This is a genomic window from Streptosporangium sp. NBC_01755, from assembly GCF_035917995.1.
Classification (GTDB): domain Bacteria; phylum Actinomycetota; class Actinomycetes; order Streptosporangiales; family Streptosporangiaceae; genus Streptosporangium.
This window is the reverse complement of sequence record NZ_CP109131.1, coordinates 5,155,127-5,174,551: the sequence shown is the minus strand read 5'-3', so window position 1 is coordinate 5,174,551 and position 19,425 is coordinate 5,155,127. Positions and strand designations below refer to the sequence as shown.

Sequence of the window (19,425 nt, the reverse complement as noted above, 5' to 3'; positions counted from 1 at the left end):
TCGAAAGACTACTGATCGAGAGCCACCGGGATGGTTCGAATACAGCCTGAGTCAGCTGACCCGCACCTGGATGGTGTGCCAGCCGGTGGCACCGTCGGGGGCTATCGGGGCTCGGTCGGGGGTCTGGGTGTAGCCGGTGGCGTCGGTGGCGCGGACCTCGATGGTGTGGCTGCCCGGGGTGGCGTCCCAGTCGTCGAGGACCCACTGGCGCCAGGTGTCGGCGGTGGGGGCCTCGGCGAGACGGGCCTGGCGCCACTGGCCCCCATCGACGCGGACCTCGACCGCGTCCACACCCTTGTGCTGGGCCCAGGCGACGCCCGCGACGACGGTGCGGCCCGCCGGGACGCTCGCGCCGTCCCTGGGCAGGTCGATGCGGGACTCGGTCTTGACCGGGCCCTTGGCCGACCAGCCCCTGGGCGTCCAGTAGGCCTCGTCCTCGTCGAAGCGGGTGACCTTGATCTCGGTGACCCACTTGGTGGCCGAGACGTAGCCGTAGAGACCTGGGACGACCTGGCGGACCGGGAAGCCGTGGTCGACGGGAAGCACCTCGCCGTTCATGCCGAAGGCCAGCAGGGCGTCGCGGCCGTCGAGGACGACGTCGACCGGGGTTCCGGCGGTCCAGCCGTCGGCGGAAGTGCTGAGCAGCATGTCGGCGCCTTTCTGGACACCCGCGTCGCGCAGCACGTCGGCCAGCCTGACGCCCAGCCAGCGGGCGTTGCCGATGTAGGGGCCGCCGACCTCGTTGGAGACACAGCAGAGCGTGACGTCGGCCTCGACCACGGTGCGCTTCATCAGGTCGGCGAAGGTGAGCTCGACCGGGCGGTCGACCATGCCGTGGATCTTGAGAGTCCAGCTGCTCGGGTCCACCTGAGGGACGACCAGGGCGGTGTCGACCCGGTAGAAGTCGTTGTTCGGGGTGACGAACGGCGACAGGCCCTTGATTTTGAGGTCGACCCCGGTGGGCAGCGGCGCGAGGGGGGTCGTGGGCCGGGGCAGCGCGATGCTGTTGCGCGCCACGCTCACCTCGGCCCGCCCCGACAGCAGGCGTCCGGCGAGCCCGGCCACCCCGGCGACGGCGACGCCGCCGAGCACACCGGTCAGCAGGCCCCGGCGGTCGAACGCGCGCAGGTCTCTCCCGGCCCGCATGACCGGCGGCGTGGCCGGCTCGTGCCGTTCCCCGGCCTCCGGCAGAGGCTCCGGCGATGAATCCGGCGCGTCCTTCCGTGGCGCCCCCTGCGCGATCTCCCACGGTCCGGCGCCGTGCGCGGTCCCCGCCGCGCCCGCGGCGCCGCCGGGCATCGGGTGCTCCCGGTCGCCGTACGGACCGGTCGAGGCGCCGGCGAACTCTTCGACGGGCACGAGGGAGCGGCGGATGATCCGTCGCAGCGCGAACATGCCCGCACCGACGCCGACCACGGTCGGCAGGACGTCCGCGAGCCCGGAGTCCGGCCGGGTCAGCACGGCGACGACTCCGACGAGGCCGAAGGCGGCCAGGCCCACCAGGCCGTACCGGACGTCGTGGGCGGCGGCGATGCCCAGCGCGGCGGCGATGAGCGCCATGACCACGAAGATCCCGCCGAGCAGCACGACCTTGTCGTTCTCGCCGAAGGTGCGGATCGCCCACTCCTTGAGCGCGGCCGGGGTGAGGTCGACCGCCGAGTTGCCCACCGCGACGATCGGGAAGGCGGAGGGGTTCACCAGGCCCGCGACGAGCAGGGACACCCCGACCGCCACCGCGCCGGACACCAGGCCGATCAGCGCCGCGGCCCACGAGGGCATGCGCCTGTTGCTCTGCATACCTTCGACGCTACGCCCATCCGGGCCGCGGGTTCTTACACGCCGATTACAGACTCGCCGGGATAAGTCAGACGAGCACTTCGGCGAGGATGGGGGCCAGGGCGCGGAAGGCACGACCCCGGTGGCTGATGGCGTCCTTCTCCGCGGCGGACAACTCGGCGGTGGTACGGGTCTCACCCTCGGGGAGCAGGATCGGGTCGTAGCCGAAGCCATTGGTGCCGCGCGGGGTATCGATGATCACGCCGTGCAGCGCGCCCTCGATCACCCGTTCCGCTCCGGAGGGGAGCGCCAGCGCGGCGGCGCAGGCGAAGTGCGCGCCCCGGTGCTCGGCGGGCACGTCGGAGACCTGGGCGAGCAGCAGGTCGAGGTTGGCCAGGTCGTCGCCGTGCTTTCCCGACCAGCGGGCGGAGAAGATGCCCGGCATGCCGTTCAGCGCGTCGACACAGAGGCCTGAGTCGTCGGCGATCGCCGGCAGGCCGGACTGCCGGGCCACCGCGTGCGCCTTGAGCAGGGCGTTCTCCGCGAAGGTCAGGCCGGTCTCGGCGACGTCGCCGATCTCGGGGAACTCCTCAAGCCCGACGATCTCCACCGGGACCTCGGCATCGGCCAGGATCCGGCGCAGCTCGGCGATCTTCCCGGCGTTCCGGGTTGCGAGGACGACACGGGGCCTGCTCATGCCAGGGCCTCCCGCTGCAGGCGGGTGAGCTCGGCGCAGCCGGCCGCGCCGAGGTCGAGCAGCTCGTCGAGGGCGGCACGGTTGAACGGCTTGCCCTCGGCGGTGCCCTGGACCTCGACGAACTCGCCGGAGCCGGTCATCACCACGTTCATGTCCGTCTCGGCGGCGACGTCCTCGGTGTAGCAGAGGTCGAGCAGCGGCGTGGAGCCGACGATGCCGACGGAGACGGCCGCGACCGAGTCGATCAGCGGGTCGGCGCCGCACATCTTCCGCTCGCGCATCCAGGCGATCGCGTCGGCCAGCGCCACGTACGCGCCGGTGATGGCGGCGGTGCGGGTGCCGCCGTCCGCCTGGAGCACGTCGCAGTCGATGACGATCGAGTTCTCGCCCAGGACCTTGTAGTCGACGCAGGCGCGCAGCGAGCGGCCGATCAGGCGGGAGATCTCGTGGGTACGACCGCCGATCTTGCCGCGTACCGACTCGCGGTCGTTGCGGGTGTTCGTGGCGCGCGGCAGCATGGCGTACTCGGCGGTGATCCAGCCCTGACCGCTGCCCCGGCGCCAGCGCGGCACGCTGTCCTGCACGGAGGCGGCACAGAGCACCCTGGTGCCGCCGAACTCGACGAGCACCGAACCCTCTGCGTGGGTGATCCAGTCGCGGGTGATGGTGACAGGGCGGAGCTGATCGGGAGAACGTCCATCTGCACGAGCCATGAAGTTCACCCTAGGTCATACCGGAGCCCGCTTCGTGCGAGTTCCATGCGCCCGCCGAACCCACCGCGGGAGGCGTCCTCCCTGACGCGGTCGTGATCGTTCCAGGGCACCAGGTGGGTCAGCACCAGGGTGTCCACCTCCGCCCTGGCCGCGTGCTCGGCCGCCTGGCGGCCGCTCAGGTGCAGGCCGGCGGGGAGTTCGGGCCGATCGAGGTGTGACGCCTCACACAGGAACACGTCCGCCCCGGAGGCGAGCTTGACCAGCTCGGCGCTCTCGCCGGTGTCGCCCGAGTAGGCCACCGAGCGCCCGCCGTGGGAGACCCTGAACCCGTAGGTCTCCACCGGGTGGTTCATCAGCGCGGTCGTCACCTCGAACGGGCCGACCTCGAACGTTCCCGGCATCAGTTCCACGAAGTCGAAGGCCGTGTCGAGCGACGGTTCGTCCGGCATCGCGTAGGCCGAGTTCAGGCGCCGGCGCGCGTCGGCGGGCGCGTACACCGGCACCCTGGGCAGCGGGCCCTCGGGCGAGTAGGTGCGGACCACGTGGTACGGGCACATGTCGAGGCAGTGGTCGGCGTGCAGGTGCGACAGGCAGATCGCGTCCACGTCGTACAGGCCGAGGTGCCTCTGGAGCGCGCCGAGCGCGCCGTTCCCGAAGTCCAGCAGCATGCGGAACCCCTCCGCCTCCAGCAGATAGCAGGAGGAAGGGCTGTCAGGGCCGGGAAAGCTTCCCGAGCACCCGATGATCGTCAATCTCACGGCGGCCTCCTACGGTTCACAGTGCGGCGCCGCGCCGCGCGGCACGGCGCGGGCGCCGGTGGCCGCCCCGCCCTTTCCGGCGCTCCCCCTACGGAACGCCGGAACACCGTCACGCGCGATGCCCGTTGTTCGAAACATCACCCACCACCGCCACCTCGACCGCATCGATCTCCGGTCCGAGGAAGCGTCGTCCGAGGTCAGCGAAGAGGCCCGCGTCACCGGTGGCGCGGAAACGGTGTCTGGGCGCACCCCCTACGGCGGCCAGACCCCGGTCGTGCAGGATGCGGTACACGTCCTTGGCCGTCTCGTCGGCGCTGGACACCAGCGTGACGCCGTCTCCCACCACGTAGGAGATCGGCCCGATGAGGAGCGGGTAGTGCGTGCATCCCAGGATCAACGTGTCGCACCGGTCGGCGAGCACCGGCTCCAGGTATTCGCGGATGACGTCGATGAGCTCCTCGCTCATGGTCTCCCCGCGCTCGACGAACTCCACCAGGCGCGGCGCCGCCACTCCGGTCAGCCGGACGTCGGGGGCCGCGGCGAACGCGTCGTGGTACGCCATCGACTCGATGGTGGCCCTGGTCCCGATCACCCCGACCCTGCCGTTACGGGTGGCACGTACGGCACGGCGGGTGGCCGGCTGGATCACCTCGACGACCGGCACGTCGTAGCGCTCGCGGGCATCGCGGAGCACTGCCGCGCTGGCGCTGTTGCACGCGATCACCAGCATCTTCACGTCGTGCTCGACAAGGTGATCCATCACCTCCAGCGCGTAGGCGCGGACCTGCGCGATGGTCTTGGGGCCGTACGGCTGCCTCGCCGTGTCCGCCACGTAGAGGATCGACTCGTTGGGCAACTGGTCGATGATCGCCCGAGCCACCGTGAGGCCGCCGACACCGCTGTCAAAGATTCCAACACTCGCTTGCGACACAGTTCCCAAGGCTAGGCGACCTGGGACGATCGAACACGGTAAGAATCCTCACAACGCCTATTACCGATTCGGCCTTGTGTTTTCCCGCTCTGCGGGGCCGCTCACCCGGCCGGCCCCGCGGGTGTCAGATGGCGTAGTCGACATGGAAAGTCGCGCGATAGGCGCGGGGCCGCTCGCCCGACCGGCCCTGCGGGTGTCAGCCCCGCCCGACGCGAGCCAGCTGGCGGGACTGGGCGACCAGGCGGCCCGCGGAGTCCCAGACCTCGACGTCCTCGTCGAACCAGCCGTCGTTGATCAGCCTGCCTCCGGCGATGAGGGTCAGCCAACCGGGGGCGGGCAGGGCGCGCAGGTGCCAGGTGAGGTCGACGGTGGGGGCCCAGCCACGCTTTCCGGCGGAGAAGACCACCGGCGGCAGGCAGTCCACGGCCAGTGCCAGCACGTACGGGTCGGGGTCCTGTGGCTCGGCCATCCGGAAGTAGGCGCGGGCCTCGGGGCGGCCGCTGGGCTTGCCGTCGAGCCACCCGATGGTGGGAGGGTCGAACGCCAGGTCCATCTGGGCGTTGAGCGTCATGTTCGACTCGGTCTTGGGAGCGGGCAGCCGGAGGCACCGCTCCATCGGCGGCATCGCCGCCGATGGTCCGTCCGTCCAGTCGGGGGCGGCGCCGTCGAGGGTCGCGGTCGTGACGAGGGACTCGATGATGGAGTCGCCGTCCCTGACCAGGCTGGCCCGGGTCATCGTGACGGTGCGGCCGGTCTTGATCTGCTCCAGGCGCACCTGCGCGGGGCCTGGGACGGCGGCGCGCAGGAACTGGGCGCCGGTGGTCACCGGGTGCTCATGGGGGGAGGCGTCCACGACCGCGCGCAGCAGCACGGCCATCAGGTAGCCGCCGTTGAGGGGCCCGCCGACTGAGTATCCGGGGTCGAGGCACACGTCGTAGGTGGTCTCGTCCACCCGGATCGCCTCTGTCGCCTCGTCGAACTTCGTCATCCACACTCCCGAACCTTGTTCTAGAGAGCTCACTTTACCTACCCCCCGCGACCTCCGTTTCCCCGCCCCCCTGACGCTTCACCAGCCGAGCCGCACCCGAGCCGAATCCGAGCCGTACCCAAGCCGCACCCGAGCCGCACCCGAGCCGCACCCGAGCCTGACCCCGAGACCGATCCGAATCCAAACCGAGCCCGAAACGGGTCTGAAGGCAACCGGGTCGCGAGATTCCCCACGGTTTCCGGAGCCGCCCGAGCCCCAGGAAAGGTCAGAGCCGGCCGGAAGAAGGCCTGGCGACCACCTGCGGAAATAGCATGACAAAGCCCATAAGGCCGAATGAAGCCCCAGAGAGCGGGCTCGATCCCGCTTAGACGTACCAATCACATGGTTAGTTCAATGCAAGCGGGTTGCTAGCAATGTGCACTAGCTTCTTTATATCCACGAAGTCCACATTGTGAGTGATCATGCCTGCCAACAATCCCCCCGACCAGTCGCCCACCCCGGATCAGCAACCCGACAGGACGATCGCCTACCGCTGGAATGAGGGCGCGCAGCGAAGCGACCAACCGCACACGCAGGCCTATCCTCAGAACGGCCAGCCCGGATACCCCCAGCCCCAGCAGGGCTACCAGCAGGGGCAGCCCTACCCGCAGCAGGGCCAGCCCCAGTACAACCCCCAGCAGAACTACGGCCAGCAGAACTACGGCCAGCAGGCCGGCCAGCCCTACGGCCAGCAGCAGCAGAACTATGGCCAGCAGGCCTACCAGCAGCAGGCGGGGAACTGGCAGCAGGGCCCCGACTTCCTGGGCTCGGGGCAGCCGACCGGAACTCCCCCGCGCAAGGGCGGTAAGGGCTGGCTGCTCGCGGCGATCGCCGCGCTGGTCGTGGTCCTGGTGGGCGGCGGCGGCGTCTTCGCGGTCAACCTGCTCAGCGGCGGCGGCACGCAGCCGCACGACGTGCTGCCCGCCAACGCCATCGGCTACGTACGCCTTGACCTCGACCCGGCCGCGAACCAGAAGCTGGCGCTGTTCGACATCGCCAGGAAGTTCACCACCACCAAGGACTCCTTCAGCGGCGACGACCCGCGCCAGGCCATCTTCGACCTGCTGAAGAAGGAGTCCGACAGCCTCAGCAAGGTTAACTACGCCACCGACATCGAGCCGTGGCTCGGCGTTCGCGTCGGCGTGGCCGCGACTCCGGCCGCCAAGGGCGCCAAGGAGCCCGGCGCCGTGGTGGCCGTCCAGGTCACCGACCAGGACAAGGCCAAGGCGGGCATCGCCAAGCTGATGGGCGAGGAGAAGTACGGCATCGCCTTCCGCGACGACTACGCGCTGCTCAGCCCCACCCAGGCGGAGGCCGACCAGGCCGCGGCCGCCGCGCCGCTGTCGGAGAACGCCACCTTCTCCGAGGACCTGAGCGCCCTCGGCGAGACCGGCGTCCTCTCCTTCTGGGCGGACGCCGGCAAGATCGCCCAACTGGCTCCCGAGCTGACGACCCAGGACCCCACCGCCCTCGCCCAGATCAAGAACGTCCGGGTAGCCGGTGCCCTCCGCTTCGACAGCGGGTACGTCGAGCTCGCGGGCATCAGCCGCGGCGCCCAGGACCTGGACATGGGCACCCTCGAAGCCTCCCGGATCAGCGCGCTTCCGGCCTCCACCGCCGGCGCGGCCTCGTTCTCCGGTCTCGGCGAGATGATCGGCAAGCAGTGGACGCAGCTCATGAAGTCGGCCGACACGGCCGGCGGCGGTGGCGTGCAGCAGCTCGTCGACCAGGCCCAGCAGCAGTCCGGGCTGGCGCTTCCCGACGATCTGGTGACGCTGCTCGGCAAGAACATCACCCTCGCGCTGGACGCCAACGGCCTCGACGGCGACCAGCCGAAGTTCGGCGCGAAGATCGTCACCGACCCGGCCAAGGCGCAGGAGATCGTCGGCAAGATCGAGAAGTACCTTGCCGGCACCGGGACGACCGTCCCGCAGCTCGCCAAGGTCCCCGGTGACGGCACCTTCGTCCTGGCCAGCTCGCAGGAGTACGCCGCCGAGCTCGACAAGGACGGCACCCTGGGCGACAGCGAGACCTTCCAGCTCGCGATCCCCAACGCCGACGAGGCGACCTTCGCCGTCTACGTCGACCTGGACAAGGTGGAGAAGCTCTATCTCAACGGCCTGCAGGGCGACGAGAAGGCCAACCTCCAGGTGCTGCGCGGCATGGGCATGAGCGGCACCCAGTCGGGCAGCGAGGCGACCTTCTCGCTGAGGCTCCTGTTCAACGACTAGCTCTCCGAGGCTCCTGACCGATCAGACCTCCCCCGATCCCCGGCCGGGCTTCCGCCCGCCGGGGATCGGTCCCCATCGTGAACGGCGAAGGGCGGGCGTCCCACCGGGACGCCCGCCCTTCGCCGTTCACCTGCCATTCGCCGCCCGGCCCCATGCCCACCGATCCCGGCTCCGCTTCCCACGACGGGCCTCACGGATCCGGCCGCTCCGGTCGTCCGCCGCGGAACTCGCGTCAGGCCCAGAGCTGGCCTTCGAGCCGCTCCTCGGCCTCCTCCAGCGTCCCCTCGTAGGCGCCGGTGGACAGGTACTTCCAGCCGCCGTCCGCGACCACGAAGACGATGTCGGCCCGTTCCCCCGCCTTGACGGCCTTGGCCGCCATGCCGAGCGCGGCGTGCAGCGCGGCCCCGGTGGAGACCCCGGCGAAGATGCCCTCGGCGGCCAGCAGTTCCCGGGTGCGCCGGAGCGCGTCGGCGGAGGAGACGGAGAAACGCGTGGTCAGGACCTCGGCGTCGTACAGCTCGGGGATGAAGCCCTCGTCGACGTTGCGCAGGCCGTACACCAGCTCGCCGTAGCGCGGCTCGGCGGCGACGATCCGCACGTCGGGGACCTGCTCGCGCAGGAACCGGCCGACGCCCATCAGGGTGCCCGTGGTGCCCAGACCGGCCACGAAGTGGGTGACGGACGGCAGGTCCGCCAGGATCTCCGGCCCGGTCGACTCGTAGTGCGAGCGCCAGTTGGCCGGGTTGCCGTACTGGTAGAGCATCACCCAGTCGGGGTTCTCGGCGGCCAGGCCCTTGGCGACCCTGACCGCCTCGTTGGAGCCACCCGCCGCGGGCGAGGAGATGATCCGCGCCCCCCACATGCGCAGCAGCTGGCGGCGTTCCTCGGAGGTGTTCTCCGGCATCACGCAGATCAGCTTGTAACCCTTGAGCCGGGCGGACATCGCCAGCGAGATGCCGGTGTTGCCGCTCGTGGGTTCAAGAATGGTGCAGCCCGGCTGGAGGAGCCCGTCCTTCTCCGCCTGCTCGATCATCCACAGCGCCGGACGGTCCTTGATCGAACCTGTCGGGTTGCGGTCTTCGAGCTTGGCCCAGATCCGCACGTCCTCCGAGGGCGAGAGCCTGGGCAGGCCGACCATCGGGGTCCGGCCGACCGAGTCGATCAGTGAGTCAAAACGCATGGTGTACGGCTTCCGCCTCTGTAGTCCTACCAACGACAGCGAGGTGCGCCGCCCGCCTCTCGCGGGACCCTTCGAGGTCCCGCGAGAGGCGGGCGGCGCCGCGCGGCTAGCGGGGCGTCTCCGAACCTTGACCGGGCTTTTCCGGGCCGGAACGTCTGTTCCCCGCTGCGGGTTTCCCGGTCAACGTTCGGTGTGGGGCCACTAGCGGGAGCCGCCGGCCACGGCGGGCAGAACGGTGACCGTGTCGCCGTCGGCGACCGGGGTCTCCAGCCCGCCCAGGAAGCGGACGTCCTCGTCGTTCAGGTAGACGTTCACGAAGCGGCGCAGCGCGCCCTTGTCGACCAGGCGCTCCTTCAGCCCGGGGTGCCGGGCCTCCAGGTCGCCGATCAGCTCCTCAAGCGTGGCGCCCTTGGCGTCAACGGCCTTGGCACCGTCGGTGTAGGGGCGCAGGATCGTCGGAATGCGAACCTCAATGGCCATCGCGGGTCAATCTCCTTGTGTCGTCATGGGAGTAAGGCCCACCGGTTTCAGAACACCGGCGAGCACCGGAGGATTCCAGAAAAGCCGGTCAGCGACAGTCGTAGACGACGACGAAGGGCGTGTGCGCGAACAGGAAGTTCTGCACGGGCGCGACGTCCGCGTGCCGTGCCCATAGGCCGGGACGCGAGAGCACGACGTCCTCCTGGCTCGGGGCGGCGGTCAGCATGCCCACCAGCTTACCCAAAGGGACAATCCACCTCACGGCCGTACACCCGGGACGGTCACCCGGAGGTGATCGTCACCTTCTCCTCGCTCACGACACCGTCGACGATCCGGTACGAGCGGAACTCGGCCTCCTCACCCAGTTCCTCGCGGGTGGAGACCAGCACGTAGTGGGCTCCTGGTTCGGAGGCGTAGGAGATGTCGGTGCGGGAGGGGTACGCCTCGGTGGCGGTGTGGGAGTGGTAGATGACCACCGGCTCCTCGTCGCGGTCGTCCATCTCCCGCCAGACGCGCAACTGCTCCAGAGAGTCGAACCGGTAGAACGTCGGCGACCGCTCGGCGTTCTCCATCGCGATGAAGCGTTCGGGGGAGTCGGAACCGACGGGCCCGGCGATCACGCCGCAGGCCTCGTCGGGGTGGTCCGCCCGAGCGTGCGTGATGATCTTGTCAACCAGTTCCCGAGAGATCGTGAGCATGTCTGAAAGCTACCAAAGGGCTCGGACCAGGGTGTCTTGGAGGTAGGTCAGCCAGTCGTAGATGACGTACGCCGGGTAGCGGGGGTCGTGCTCCGACATGTCGGCGATCTCGTCGTGCACCTCCTCGGTCACCTCCAGCCGGGTGCCGAGCGCGAGCCGCACGTCGTTCAGCGCGCGCATCCACGCCTGCGCCTGCTCCCTGGTCAGCTCGACCTGGCCGGGCTCGGCGCTGTCGAGCATCGCCTTGGCGTCGGCCCGCTTGCCCTCGCGCAGCGTCACCTCGGTGTACCGGCGAAACTCCGCGGCCGCCTCACCGTCCTCGTACGCGGAGGGAAACAGCCTGGCCAGCACCGGATCGTTGGACTGTTCGGACGTGCCGATGCCGAGCGCCTTCTCCAGAGGGTCGTCGCCGGTCTCCCCCGGCTCTATCAGGCCCAGGATCTGGGTGACCAGCGAGCGCAGGATCGACACCTCGGCGGCGTCGAAGCCCGTGATCACACCGCCCTCGCGCCCTGGCTTGAACCCCGAACTCATCTCTCGCCCACCATTCCTCGTGGATTCCGCCCAAGACCCGCCCGTCGCCCAGAACCGGCCCGCTGCCCGCCACCGCACGGCGCCGGGTGGGGGCGGACCGCCCGCCCGCTCACGAATCCCGCTGGACCGTGGCCCACAGCCCATAGGAGTGCATGATCTGCGCGTCGCGCTCCATCTCCTCACGGGTGCCGCTGGAGACCACGGCTTTACCCTTGTGGTGCACGTCGAGCATCAACTTCTCCGCCTTCTCCTTGGAATATCCGAAGACGGTTCGGAAGACGTACGTCACGTAGGACATCAGGTTGACCGGGTCGTTCCAGACGATCGTCAACCATGGCAGATCGGGCCTTACGTCGATTGACGGACGCTCGACCTCTGTTGGAGCGGTGCTACCCACATTCACCAGTCTGCCCTACCCCGGGATTAGTCTTCGACTCGTGACAAAGAGCATGAGCACCGCGTTGCTTACCGATCACTATGAGCTGACGATGCTGGAGGCGGCGCTGAGAAGCGGCGCCGCCTCCAGGCGTGCGGTCTTCGAGGTGTTCGCGAGGCAACTGCCCGGTGGACGGCGCTACGGGGTCGTCGCGGGCACCGGACGGGTGCTGGAGGCGCTGGAGTCCTTCCGCTTCGACGAGGAGTCGCTGGCGTTCCTCGAAGACAATCAGGTTGTCGACGAGCCCACCCTGGCCTTCCTCGCCGGGTACCGGTTCTCGGGGGACGTGGACGGCTACGCCGAGGGCGAGTGCTACTTCCCCGGTTCCCCGATCATGACGGTGGAGGGCACGTTCGCCGAGTCGGTGCTGCTGGAGACCGTGATCCTCTCGGTGCTCAACCACGACTGCGCGATCGCCGCCGCCGCCGCCCGCATGGTCGGCGCCGCCGGGACCAGGCCGATCATCGAGATGGGCTCGCGACGCACCCACGAGGCGGCCGCTGTGGCCGCCGCGCGAGCCGCCTACCTCTGCGGGTTCTCCTCCACCTCCAACCTCATGGCGGGCCGCGTGTACGGCGTGCCGACGGCCGGGACCGCGGCCCACGCGTTCACCCTGCTCCACGACTCCGAGGAGCAGGCTTTCCAAGCCCAGATCACCTCCCTCGGTACCGGCACCACGCTGCTGGTCGACACCTACGACGTGGCCCAGGCCGTACGGACCGCGGTGGAGCTGGCCGGCCCCTCCCTCGGCGCCGTCCGCCTCGATTCCGGCGATCTCGTCCAGGTGGCCCACGAGGTACGCGAGCAGCTCGACGCGCTCGGCGCGCACAAGACCCGGATCATCGTCACCAGCGACCTCGACGAGTACGCCATCGCGGCGCTGTCGGCAGCGCCCGTGGACGGCTACGGCGTCGGCACGTCGCTGGTCACCGGCTCCGGCTCGCCCACCGCCGCCCTGGTCTACAAGCTCGTCGCCCGCCAGGACGCCGACGGGGTCATGCGGCCGGTGGCCAAGAAGTCGGTGGGCAAGCCCAGCAGGGGCGGCCGCAAGAACGCCTTCCGCAGGCTCGACCCGGCGGGCACGGCGGTCGCCGAGCTGGTCACCACCTCCGGTGACCTTCCCCCCGACGCCCGTCCGCTGCAGGTCCCGCTGGTCAGGGAGGGCGAGGTCGTCGGCCGCGAGAAGCTGGACGCGGCCCGCGCCCGGCACCGCGTAGTCCTCGCCGAGTTGCCCGCCAACGCCCACCAGCTGTCCCGGGGCTACGCCGCGCTCCCCACCGTGTTTGACTGACCACATGCCAACCGCACTGATCATCGTTGATGTCCAGAACGACTTCTGCGAGGGCGGCAGCCTTCCGGTCGGCGGCGGCGCCGAGGTGGCCGCCGCCATCTCCCGGCACACCGCATCGCACGGCTACGACCACGTCGTGGCCACCCGCGACCACCATGTGGACCCCGGCTCCCACTTCGCCGCCGAACCCGACTACGTGAACTCCTGGCCCGTCCACTGCGTCGCCGGGACGTCCGGCTCCGACTTCCATCCCGCCCTCGACACCGGACGGGTGGAGGAGGTGTTCAGCAAGGGCGCCCACGCCGCCGCCTACAGTGGCTTCGAGGGCGTCACCTCCGACGGTACGAGCCTGGCCGACTGGCTCGGTGAGCGCGGCGTGGAGGCGGTGGACGTCGTCGGCATCGCCACCGACCACTGTGTGCGGGCCACCGCCCTGGACGCGCTCGCGCACGGCCTCTCCGTCCAGGTGCTGCTGGACCTCACCGCCGGGGTGGCGGCCCCGACCACCGAGGCCGCCCTCGCCGAGCTCGGCTCCGCCGGGGCCCGTCTCACCGGCACCCCCGTGGTCCGCCCGGCCTGACGGCTCCCCACCCGAGCACCGTAGCCGCGTACCCACCGCGATCTCGGTACGGATCACCCCGGCCGGCACCCGTCCCGGATGAGCCCTGAGCATTCGAACGACTACCGGACCGGCATGGGTGGGTAAACACAACCACCACCCGCCGCGACAGGAGTATCACGGAGAGCTGAGACCTCTTACTCCCGGTGGTGACCTCATATGTTCGTGCTCGGTGTCTCCTGGCTGGTCCTGACCCCGCTGTGCCTGTGGAACCTTTTTCGCGGCGGGACGCTGGTGCGGCTGACGAGCGTGCTGGCGCTGGTCTCGCTGGAGGTGGCCACGATCTGGACCACCAGCACAGTCCAGATCCCGCCGCGGACCCTCATCGCCGCGCCCCCGCAGCCGGCGGCCCGAACACCGGCCCCGGCCCCATCCCCGGCCCCATCCCCGGCACCGTCCCCGTCCGCGCAGGCGGCTCAGCGGGGTGCGCGGGCAGAGCCTGCCGGTCAGGACCGGCAAAGCGCATCCTGCCCGGGCAGGATGCCCGCTCCCGAGCGGGTGCGTCTGGCCCGCCGCCAGGGCGCGCTGCGGGGCGTGACGCTCTTCTGGACGGCCAGGACCGACGAGTGTGACACCGCGACCGTGGTCCTGCGTCACCGGAACCGCACGATCAGGGTCTGGATGCGCGAGGGCGAGGCGGAGAGTCGCACCTCGGGCGCCACTACGCGGCCGGTGAGCGTCACCGGCGGCGTCGCCTCCCTGCAGGTACCACTCGCACAACCGGTGCGCGCCGAGGGAGGGTTCCGGGCGATCGACGGCCGGACCGGCAGGCCGATCGCCCTCGGCTGACCCGATCGCCTTCGGCTAACCGGTCGCGCATGGCTGACCGGTCGCGCACGGCTGACCGGTCGCGCACGGCGCCGGCGCCGTGCGCGACCCGGTGGCCGGGTCAGTGGGAGCGCTGGGTGGCCCAGTGGCGGATCTTGTCGATCCGCTCCTGGATCTGCTCGGCGGAGGCCTGCGCGATGGCGGGGCCACCGCAGGACCTGCGGAGCTCGGCGTGGATGACGCCGTGGGGCTGGCCGGTGCGATGGTTCCAGGCGCCGACGAGGCCGTTGAGCTCCTTGCGCAGGTTGGCGATCAGCTCGTGCGGGGCAAGCTGAGGCTCCTTGGGCTCGGGCCTGGTCCGCCTGGCCTTCAGCTGGTCGGACTGGCGCTTGCTCAGCAGGGTCCGGACCTGGTCCGGCTCCAGCAGGCCCGGCAGGCCGAGGAAGTCCTCCTCCTCGGGGGAGCCGGTCTCTGCGGCGCTGCCGAACTCGCCGCCGTCGAAGAGCACCCGGTCGAAGGTGGCGACCGCTTCCAGGGTCTCGAACGGCAGCTCGTCGCCCAGCACGTCGGGGTTGTCCTTCTTGCGCTGGGCGTCCTCCAGGAGGAGGTCGTCCAGTCCCTCCTCGGGGGGTTTGCGGTCGAGCACATGGTCGCGCTCGGCCTCCAGCTCCGCCGCCAGCCCCATCAGGGTCGGCACGGAGGGCACGAAGACGGACGCGGTCTCGCCTCTTTTACGGGCCCGGACGAAGCGGCCGACGGCCTGGGCGAAGAACAGCGGGGTCGAGATGCTCGTGGCGTAGACGCCGACGGCCAGGCGCGGGATGTCGACGCCCTCGGAGACCATCCGGACGGCGACCAGCCAGCGTTGCCCGGAGGCGGAGAACTCCTTGATCTTCTTGGAGGCCGCCGGGTCGTCGGAGAGCACGACCGTGGCGCCCTCACCGGTGATGGTCCTGATGTGGCGGGCGTAGGCGCGGGCGGTCTCGTGGTCGGTGGCGATGACCAGGGCCCCGGCGTCCGGTACGCCCCTGCGCACCTCGGTCAGGCGCCGGTCGGCCGCCCGGAGGACCTGGCGAATCCACTCGCCCTTCGGGTCGAGCGCGGCCCGCCAGGCCTGGCCGAGCTGGTCCTTGGTGAGCGGGGTGCCGAGGGTCGCGGCGATCTCGTCGCCGGCGCGGGTCCGCCAGCGCATCTCACCGGCGTAGGCGAGGAAGATGACCGGGCGGACGACACCGTCGGCGAGCGCGGGACCGTACCCGTAGGAGTAGTCGGAGACGCTGCGCCGGATCCCGTCGCCGTCCTCGGCGTAGGTGACGAAGGGGATCGGGTTGATGTCGGACCTGAAGGGGGTGCCGGTCAGGGCGAGGCGCCGGGCGGCGGGCTCGAACGCCTCCCGTACGCCGTCGCCCCAGGACTTCGCGTCGCCCGCGTGGTGGATCTCGTCGAAGATCACGAGTGTCTTGCGCGCCTCGGTGCGGGCGCGGTGCAGCGCCGGATGCATGGACACCTGAGCGTAGGTGATGGCCACCCCGATGTAGTCGCGGGAGGTCGCGCCCTGGCTGTTCTTGAACTCGGGGTCGATCGCGATGCCGACCCTGCCCGCGGCGTCCGCCCACTGCTGTTTGAGATGCTCCGTCGGTGTGACGATCGTCACAGCCCGGATCATCCCTCTCGACAGAAGGTCGCCGGCGATGCGGAGCGCGAAGGTCGTCTTGCCCGCGCCCGGCGTGGCGACCGCGAGGAAGTCGCGTGGCTCACGGCTGGAGTACAGGTCAAGGGCCTCCTGCTGCCACGCGCGAAGCTTCGGCGCGGTGCCCCAGGCGGCACGGTCCGGATATGAGGGCGAGAGGTGGGATGCGGCGAAAGTGCTCACAGTGTCCCCAGGGTAATCTGCGTCGCCGACAAGACGTGCCGATCGGCCGAGATCCTCGCCAAGGTCGTCTCCACGTGCTAGGCCCTGTCCTGCAGATCTTTTGCCTACTGTGGTCGGTCAGGCGGCGGCTCGCGGAGGCCGGGCGTCAGCGCAGGCCCCCGATCACCGTATCGATCTCGGCCCGCGACACGGGGTCGTCCGGCTGGGTCATCGCGACCACGACCACCGGGCGCACTCCGGCACCTGTGAGGAAGACCACGCGAAGGTAGGCCGGCCGGTTCACCACATCCAGGTACTCGGCGCGCAGGGAGCGGGCGTGCCCGGTGCGCGCGCCCACGGTGATCTCCGTGTCGTCCACGACCTTCACCTTGTCTCCGTGGAGCAGGAGCCTCTCGTACAGGTCACTGAGCTCGGCCACGGTGGCGCGCACGTCGGCCGCGGGCTCCGCCGGCATGACCATCACCGTCGTGTTGACACCGTCGCCCGCGGCCGAGCTGAACGCCGTGACAGGCGGTGCCGTGCCCACGCGCCAGCCGTCGGGCAGCGGGTAGCCGACCCCCGCGACCGGATCGATCACCTGTCCCGGCGGCGGGGCGGGCACCGATCGCAACGCCACCGCGACCGCGCCGGCGACGACGCCGCCGCCGACGGCCAGGGTGAGCAGTACGAGCAGCAGGCTGCGCAGACGCCCCGGGCGGGGCCGGGGCGGGGCGATGGGCGTGCCGTACCAGCGGGCCGAGGGTGGGAGGTCGTCGCCGGGCTCGGGTATCCGGGGAGGCCAGGTGAGGTGGGAGCGGTCATCGGACGGCTCGGACTCCGGCGGCGGCCAGGGGCGGCGCTCGTCGTCGAGGTCCGGATCTCCGGGCGGCCAACCCTGGTCCTCGGCTTCCCGTGCGGCCTTCCGTGCGGCCTTCTGGGCGGCCTTCTGGGCGGCCTTCTGTTCGGCCTTCTGTTCGGCCTTTCTGGCCCGCCGGGACCGGTGCTCCCCGTCATGGCCGGGCTCGTCCAACGGGTCCGACCGGCGAGGTCGTTCGTGCACTGGGCCTCCTCCCGGCGGTCACGGTCCTACCGTCCTACCATGCATCCCGCGGCGTGGTCCGGCTATGGGTGATCGCTGTTACAGGAGTGACCAATGAGTCATGAGATGTCACGCATGCGCCGTGCCGCGATCACCCCGAAGAGCCCCAGGGAGGCCATCAGGACGACGATCGTGGTGTAGCCGGTGGCGATGTCGTCATGGCCGATCAGGTTGATCAGAACCCCGCCGAAACCGATGGTGAGCGCGCCGCCCAGGGTGTCGACGACCTGAAGCGCGGCGGAGTTGGCGCCCTGCTCCGCATCGGGCGACTGGCGCATCGCGGTGATGTTGACGCTGGTCGTGCCGATGCCCATGCCGAACCCGGCGACGACCCAGGCGGGCACGGTGACCCAGCCGGTGATACCGGGTACGAGCGCGAGCAGGGTCAGCAGGATGCCCGCGGTGATCGCCGCGGAGCCGACCCCGACCAGCAGGGGACGATCGTATGAGCGGCGGCTCTGCAGGTAGGAACCGGTGGTCCAGCCCAGGGCACCGGTGGTGAGCGCGACCCCCGCCTCGGCGACGGAGAAGCCTCGCACCTCGGTCAGGAGCAGCGGGATGAAGGAGTTGACCGCGAAGAAGGCCGAGGCGAGCACCCCGCGCATCATGATCGTGGTGGGCAGACCGCGGCCGAATCCGAGTGCCCTGGGCGGCAGCAGCCTGGGCAGCCCCACGGCGAGGAACACCAGCCCGGCCACGACGGCGACCCCGGCGGGCACCGGGGTGTCCTGCAGGCGGTCCACGCCGTACAGTAGCGCCCCGCCACCGCCCGCTGTGGCGACTGCGGCCAGGGTCATTGCCAGCGGCCTGGACCGGGGTCCGGTGGAGGGCTCGGGTGTCCGGCCCTCCCGGGTACGCAGCGCGGGCAGCAGCATCACGAGGGCGGGGACGACGAGCGGCACGATGCCGTAGAAGACCCACCGCCAGCCGACCGTCTCGGCGATGATCCCGCTGAGGGCCGGCCCGAGCAGGGCGGGGAGCACCCAGGCGGCCGACAGCGCGGCGAACACCCGAGGCCTGGTCTCGGGGACGTAGACCCGCGCGATCATCACGTAGATCGCCACGATGACGGCGCCGCCACCGAGGCCCTGCACCGCCCGCGCCACGATGAACAGTTCCTTGGTCCCGGCTGCTCCGGCCAGGACCATACCTGCGGTGAACAGTCCCACGCCGAGCAGGAACGGCCAGGCGTGTCCCCGCCGGTCGGACCAGAGGCCGGCCACGACGTTGGCGAGCAGGCCGGAGATGAGAAAGGCCGAGAAGCTCATTCCGTACAGGCCCAGGGCGTCGAGATCCGCCGAGACGGCGGGCATGACCGTGCCCACGGACATGCCCTCAAAAGCGATCAGCGTGACGACGAGCAGGATGCCGAGGGAGGCGGTGCGGTACTCGGGGCCGAAGAGCCGAGGGGATTCGTATGGAGCGTCAAGTGCCTTCGGTACTGTCACCTGTCAAGGGTAGTGTCCGCCCCGCATCTCGGTGGACGACCCACATCTCCTGCATCCTGAGAGCCTGACCGGGCGTGAACCCGGACATGCAGCGGTCGTCGGAGTAGTCCATGAAGTTGTGGATCGGATCCGGCCCACCCCCCTCACAGGTGTCCTTGACCAGCGGACAGCCCTCGGTGGGCTGCCCCTCGGGCGAGGTGTCGGCGACGCCGTCGCCCGCGGCCTCGCAGCCCTTCTCGAAGGTGTGCAGCAGTCCGAGCCAGTGGCCGATCTCGTGGACCCCGGTGAATCCCTTGTCGAAGCTGCGCATCGCCCCGCCGGGCAGGCTGCGCCAGTCGACGACCACGCCGTCGAGAGCGGGCGCCTTCCGGTATCCGTGGGGGTAGGTGGAGTAGCCGAGCACCAGCTCGCTGAGCTGGGCGAGGTAGAGGTTGAGGGTCTCGGGGCCGCCCCTGCGCATCTGTTTGATCGACCGCTCGTGGGTGACGGGGGCGCGGAACCAGGTCGCGTTGACGGTGCGGGTGATGCCCTCCAGCCTGAACCGGATCCCGGTGTCCGCCCCGCCGAGCCGCCCGGAGTAGGCGGCGTTGAGCGTGGCGACCTGGTCGCGTACGGCGGCGTCGGACGCACCGAGGCGACCGTCGGTGATGACGTGCACCCAGGTGGGCACCGTGATGGGAAGCACGAGCGGGAGCGGTCTCGACCGGGACCCTCCGTCGACGGGCACATGGGCGAACGGCACCGGAGACGGCTCGGGAGACGGCACGGGCCGGGCCGCCCCCCGCACCATGACGTGAGCGGCTCTGGAGGCGAGGACGCACCCGGGCGCGGCGGGTTCCCTGCCGGGGGTGGGCGCCGTCAACAGGCATGCGGAAACAACGGCGATC

At 70.5% G+C, this 19,425-nt stretch carries 20 protein-coding genes; 4 read left to right on the top strand and 16 right to left on the bottom strand.

Going from position 1 to position 19,425, the window contains the following annotated elements; translation table 11 throughout:
- Positions 1–51 precede the first annotated feature (51 nt).
- From OG884_RS24650 to OG884_RS24625, 6 genes are all read right to left on the bottom strand, one after another.
- Entirely contained in the window at positions 52–1,797 is a 1,746-nt protein-coding gene (locus tag OG884_RS24650) for a molybdopterin-dependent oxidoreductase (protein WP_326636633.1), read from the bottom strand.
- Between the two features lie 67 nt (positions 1,798–1,864).
- The gene (locus tag OG884_RS24645) at positions 1,865–2,473 is read right to left on the bottom strand and encodes an XTP/dITP diphosphatase (protein ID WP_326636630.1); all 609 of its coding nucleotides are present in this window, start codon (positions 2,471–2,473) and stop codon (positions 1,865–1,867) included.
- Complete coding sequence (gene rph / locus OG884_RS24640) at positions 2,470–3,186, bottom strand: ribonuclease PH (protein ID WP_326636628.1); 717 nt, start codon at positions 3,184–3,186, stop codon at positions 2,470–2,472. The genes OG884_RS24645 and rph overlap by 4 nt, the downstream gene beginning before the upstream one ends.
- 5 nt (positions 3,187–3,191) lie before the next feature.
- Positions 3,192–3,944, bottom strand: coding sequence for an MBL fold metallo-hydrolase (locus OG884_RS24635; RefSeq protein ID WP_326636626.1), 753 nt, complete (start codon positions 3,942–3,944; stop codon positions 3,192–3,194).
- A 109-nt stretch (positions 3,945–4,053) separates the two neighbouring features.
- Positions 4,054–4,875, bottom strand: coding sequence for a glutamate racemase (gene murI / locus OG884_RS24630; protein ID WP_326636625.1), 822 nt, complete (start codon positions 4,873–4,875; stop codon positions 4,054–4,056).
- A 196-nt stretch (positions 4,876–5,071) separates the two neighbouring features.
- Positions 5,072–5,863, bottom strand: coding sequence for a thioesterase family protein (locus OG884_RS24625; RefSeq protein ID WP_326636623.1), 792 nt, complete (start codon positions 5,861–5,863; stop codon positions 5,072–5,074).
- A gap of 461 nt (positions 5,864–6,324) precedes the next feature.
- Here OG884_RS24625 and OG884_RS24620 point away from each other — a divergent pair, with 461 nt between their 5' ends.
- Entirely contained in the window at positions 6,325–8,133 is a 1,809-nt protein-coding gene (locus OG884_RS24620) for a DUF3352 domain-containing protein (protein WP_326636621.1), read from the top strand.
- 232 nt (positions 8,134–8,365) lie between these two features.
- Here OG884_RS24620 and OG884_RS24615 read toward each other — a convergent pair whose 3' ends face one another.
- The 6 genes from OG884_RS24615 to clpS all read right to left on the bottom strand — a co-directional run bounded on the left by OG884_RS24615 (position 8,366) and on the right by clpS (position 11,422).
- On the bottom strand, positions 8,366–9,313 hold the full coding sequence (locus OG884_RS24615) for a PLP-dependent cysteine synthase family protein (RefSeq protein ID WP_326636619.1): 948 nt from the start codon (positions 9,311–9,313) through the stop codon (positions 8,366–8,368).
- 201 nt (positions 9,314–9,514) lie between these two features.
- Positions 9,515–9,793, bottom strand: a complete 279-nt coding sequence (locus tag OG884_RS24610) for a MoaD/ThiS family protein (protein ID WP_326636617.1) — start codon at positions 9,791–9,793, stop codon at positions 9,515–9,517.
- Between the two features lie 88 nt (positions 9,794–9,881).
- The gene (locus OG884_RS24605) at positions 9,882–10,037 is read right to left on the bottom strand and encodes a hypothetical protein (protein ID WP_326636615.1); all 156 of its coding nucleotides are present in this window, start codon (positions 10,035–10,037) and stop codon (positions 9,882–9,884) included.
- A 37-nt stretch (positions 10,038–10,074) separates the two neighbouring features.
- Positions 10,075–10,491 (bottom strand): M67 family metallopeptidase, encoded by a 417-nt coding sequence (locus OG884_RS24600; RefSeq protein ID WP_326636613.1) that lies wholly within the window; start codon positions 10,489–10,491, stop codon positions 10,075–10,077.
- A gap of 9 nt (positions 10,492–10,500) precedes the next feature.
- On the bottom strand, positions 10,501–11,025 hold the full coding sequence (locus OG884_RS24595; protein ID WP_326636611.1) for a DUF2017 domain-containing protein: 525 nt from the start codon (positions 11,023–11,025) through the stop codon (positions 10,501–10,503).
- A gap of 109 nt (positions 11,026–11,134) precedes the next feature.
- On the bottom strand, positions 11,135–11,422 hold the full coding sequence (gene clpS / locus OG884_RS24590; RefSeq protein ID WP_030906445.1) for an ATP-dependent Clp protease adapter ClpS: 288 nt from the start codon (positions 11,420–11,422) through the stop codon (positions 11,135–11,137).
- A 52-nt stretch (positions 11,423–11,474) separates the two neighbouring features.
- On the opposite strand from clpS, the gene OG884_RS24585 reads away from it, so the two are divergent.
- The 3 genes from OG884_RS24585 (at position 11,475) to OG884_RS24575 (ending at position 14,160) form a co-directional block, all read left to right on the top strand.
- Entirely contained in the window at positions 11,475–12,752 is a 1,278-nt protein-coding gene (locus tag OG884_RS24585) for a nicotinate phosphoribosyltransferase (protein ID WP_442811741.1), read from the top strand.
- 4 nt (positions 12,753–12,756) lie between these two features.
- Complete coding sequence (locus tag OG884_RS24580) at positions 12,757–13,332, top strand: nicotinamidase (protein WP_326636605.1); 576 nt, start codon at positions 12,757–12,759, stop codon at positions 13,330–13,332.
- A gap of 198 nt (positions 13,333–13,530) precedes the next feature.
- Positions 13,531–14,160: a hypothetical protein gene (locus tag OG884_RS24575; RefSeq protein WP_326636603.1), complete on the top strand. Its 630-nt coding sequence runs from the start codon at positions 13,531–13,533 to the stop codon at positions 14,158–14,160.
- A gap of 100 nt (positions 14,161–14,260) precedes the next feature.
- Here the strand turns inward: OG884_RS24575 and OG884_RS24570 are convergent, their stop codons facing one another.
- The 4 genes from OG884_RS24570 to OG884_RS24555 form a co-directional block, all read right to left on the bottom strand.
- Positions 14,261–16,012 (bottom strand): DEAD/DEAH box helicase, encoded by a 1,752-nt coding sequence (locus OG884_RS24570; protein ID WP_326636601.1) that lies wholly within the window; start codon positions 16,010–16,012, stop codon positions 14,261–14,263.
- A 145-nt stretch (positions 16,013–16,157) separates the two neighbouring features.
- Entirely contained in the window at positions 16,158–17,051 is an 894-nt protein-coding gene (locus OG884_RS24565) for a hypothetical protein (protein ID WP_326636599.1), read from the bottom strand.
- A 98-nt stretch (positions 17,052–17,149) separates the two neighbouring features.
- Positions 17,150–18,538, bottom strand: coding sequence for an MFS transporter (locus OG884_RS24560; protein ID WP_326636597.1), 1,389 nt, complete (start codon positions 18,536–18,538; stop codon positions 17,150–17,152).
- On the bottom strand, positions 18,516–19,400 hold the full coding sequence (locus OG884_RS24555) for a zinc metalloprotease (RefSeq protein WP_326636595.1): 885 nt from the start codon (positions 19,398–19,400) through the stop codon (positions 18,516–18,518). Before OG884_RS24555 ends, OG884_RS24560 begins: the two co-directional genes overlap by 23 nt.
- Positions 19,401–19,425: the final 25 nt, after the last annotated feature.

What these genes read in the sequence shown, in the direction of transcription:
- rph (WP_326636628.1), bottom strand. Translation starts at nt 3,186, where the DNA reads ATGGCTCGTGCAGATGGACGTTCTCCCGATCAGCTCCGCCCTGTCACC.
- OG884_RS24620 (WP_326636621.1), top strand. Translation starts at nt 6,325, where the DNA reads ATGCCTGCCAACAATCCCCCCGACCAGTCGCCCACCCCGGATCAGCAA.
- OG884_RS24595 (WP_326636611.1), bottom strand. Translation starts at nt 11,025, where the DNA reads ATGAGTTCGGGGTTCAAGCCAGGGCGCGAGGGCGGTGTGATCACGGGC.
- OG884_RS24580 (WP_326636605.1), top strand. Translation starts at nt 12,757, where the DNA reads ATGCCAACCGCACTGATCATCGTTGATGTCCAGAACGACTTCTGCGAG.
- OG884_RS24650 (WP_326636633.1), bottom strand. Translation starts at nt 1,797, where the DNA reads ATGCAGAGCAACAGGCGCATGCCCTCGTGGGCCGCGGCGCTGATCGGC.
- OG884_RS24645 (WP_326636630.1), bottom strand. Translation starts at nt 2,473, where the DNA reads ATGAGCAGGCCCCGTGTCGTCCTCGCAACCCGGAACGCCGGGAAGATC.
- OG884_RS24610 (WP_326636617.1), bottom strand. Translation starts at nt 9,793, where the DNA reads ATGGCCATTGAGGTTCGCATTCCGACGATCCTGCGCCCCTACACCGAC.
- OG884_RS24575 (WP_326636603.1), top strand. Translation starts at nt 13,531, where the DNA reads ATGTTCGTGCTCGGTGTCTCCTGGCTGGTCCTGACCCCGCTGTGCCTG.
- OG884_RS24600 (WP_326636613.1), bottom strand. Translation starts at nt 10,491, where the DNA reads ATGCTCACGATCTCTCGGGAACTGGTTGACAAGATCATCACGCACGCT.
- OG884_RS24585 (WP_442811741.1), top strand. Translation starts at nt 11,475, where the DNA reads ATGAGCACCGCGTTGCTTACCGATCACTATGAGCTGACGATGCTGGAG.
- OG884_RS24615 (WP_326636619.1), bottom strand. Translation starts at nt 9,313, where the DNA reads ATGCGTTTTGACTCACTGATCGACTCGGTCGGCCGGACCCCGATGGTC.
- OG884_RS24625 (WP_326636623.1), bottom strand. Translation starts at nt 5,863, where the DNA reads ATGACGAAGTTCGACGAGGCGACAGAGGCGATCCGGGTGGACGAGACC.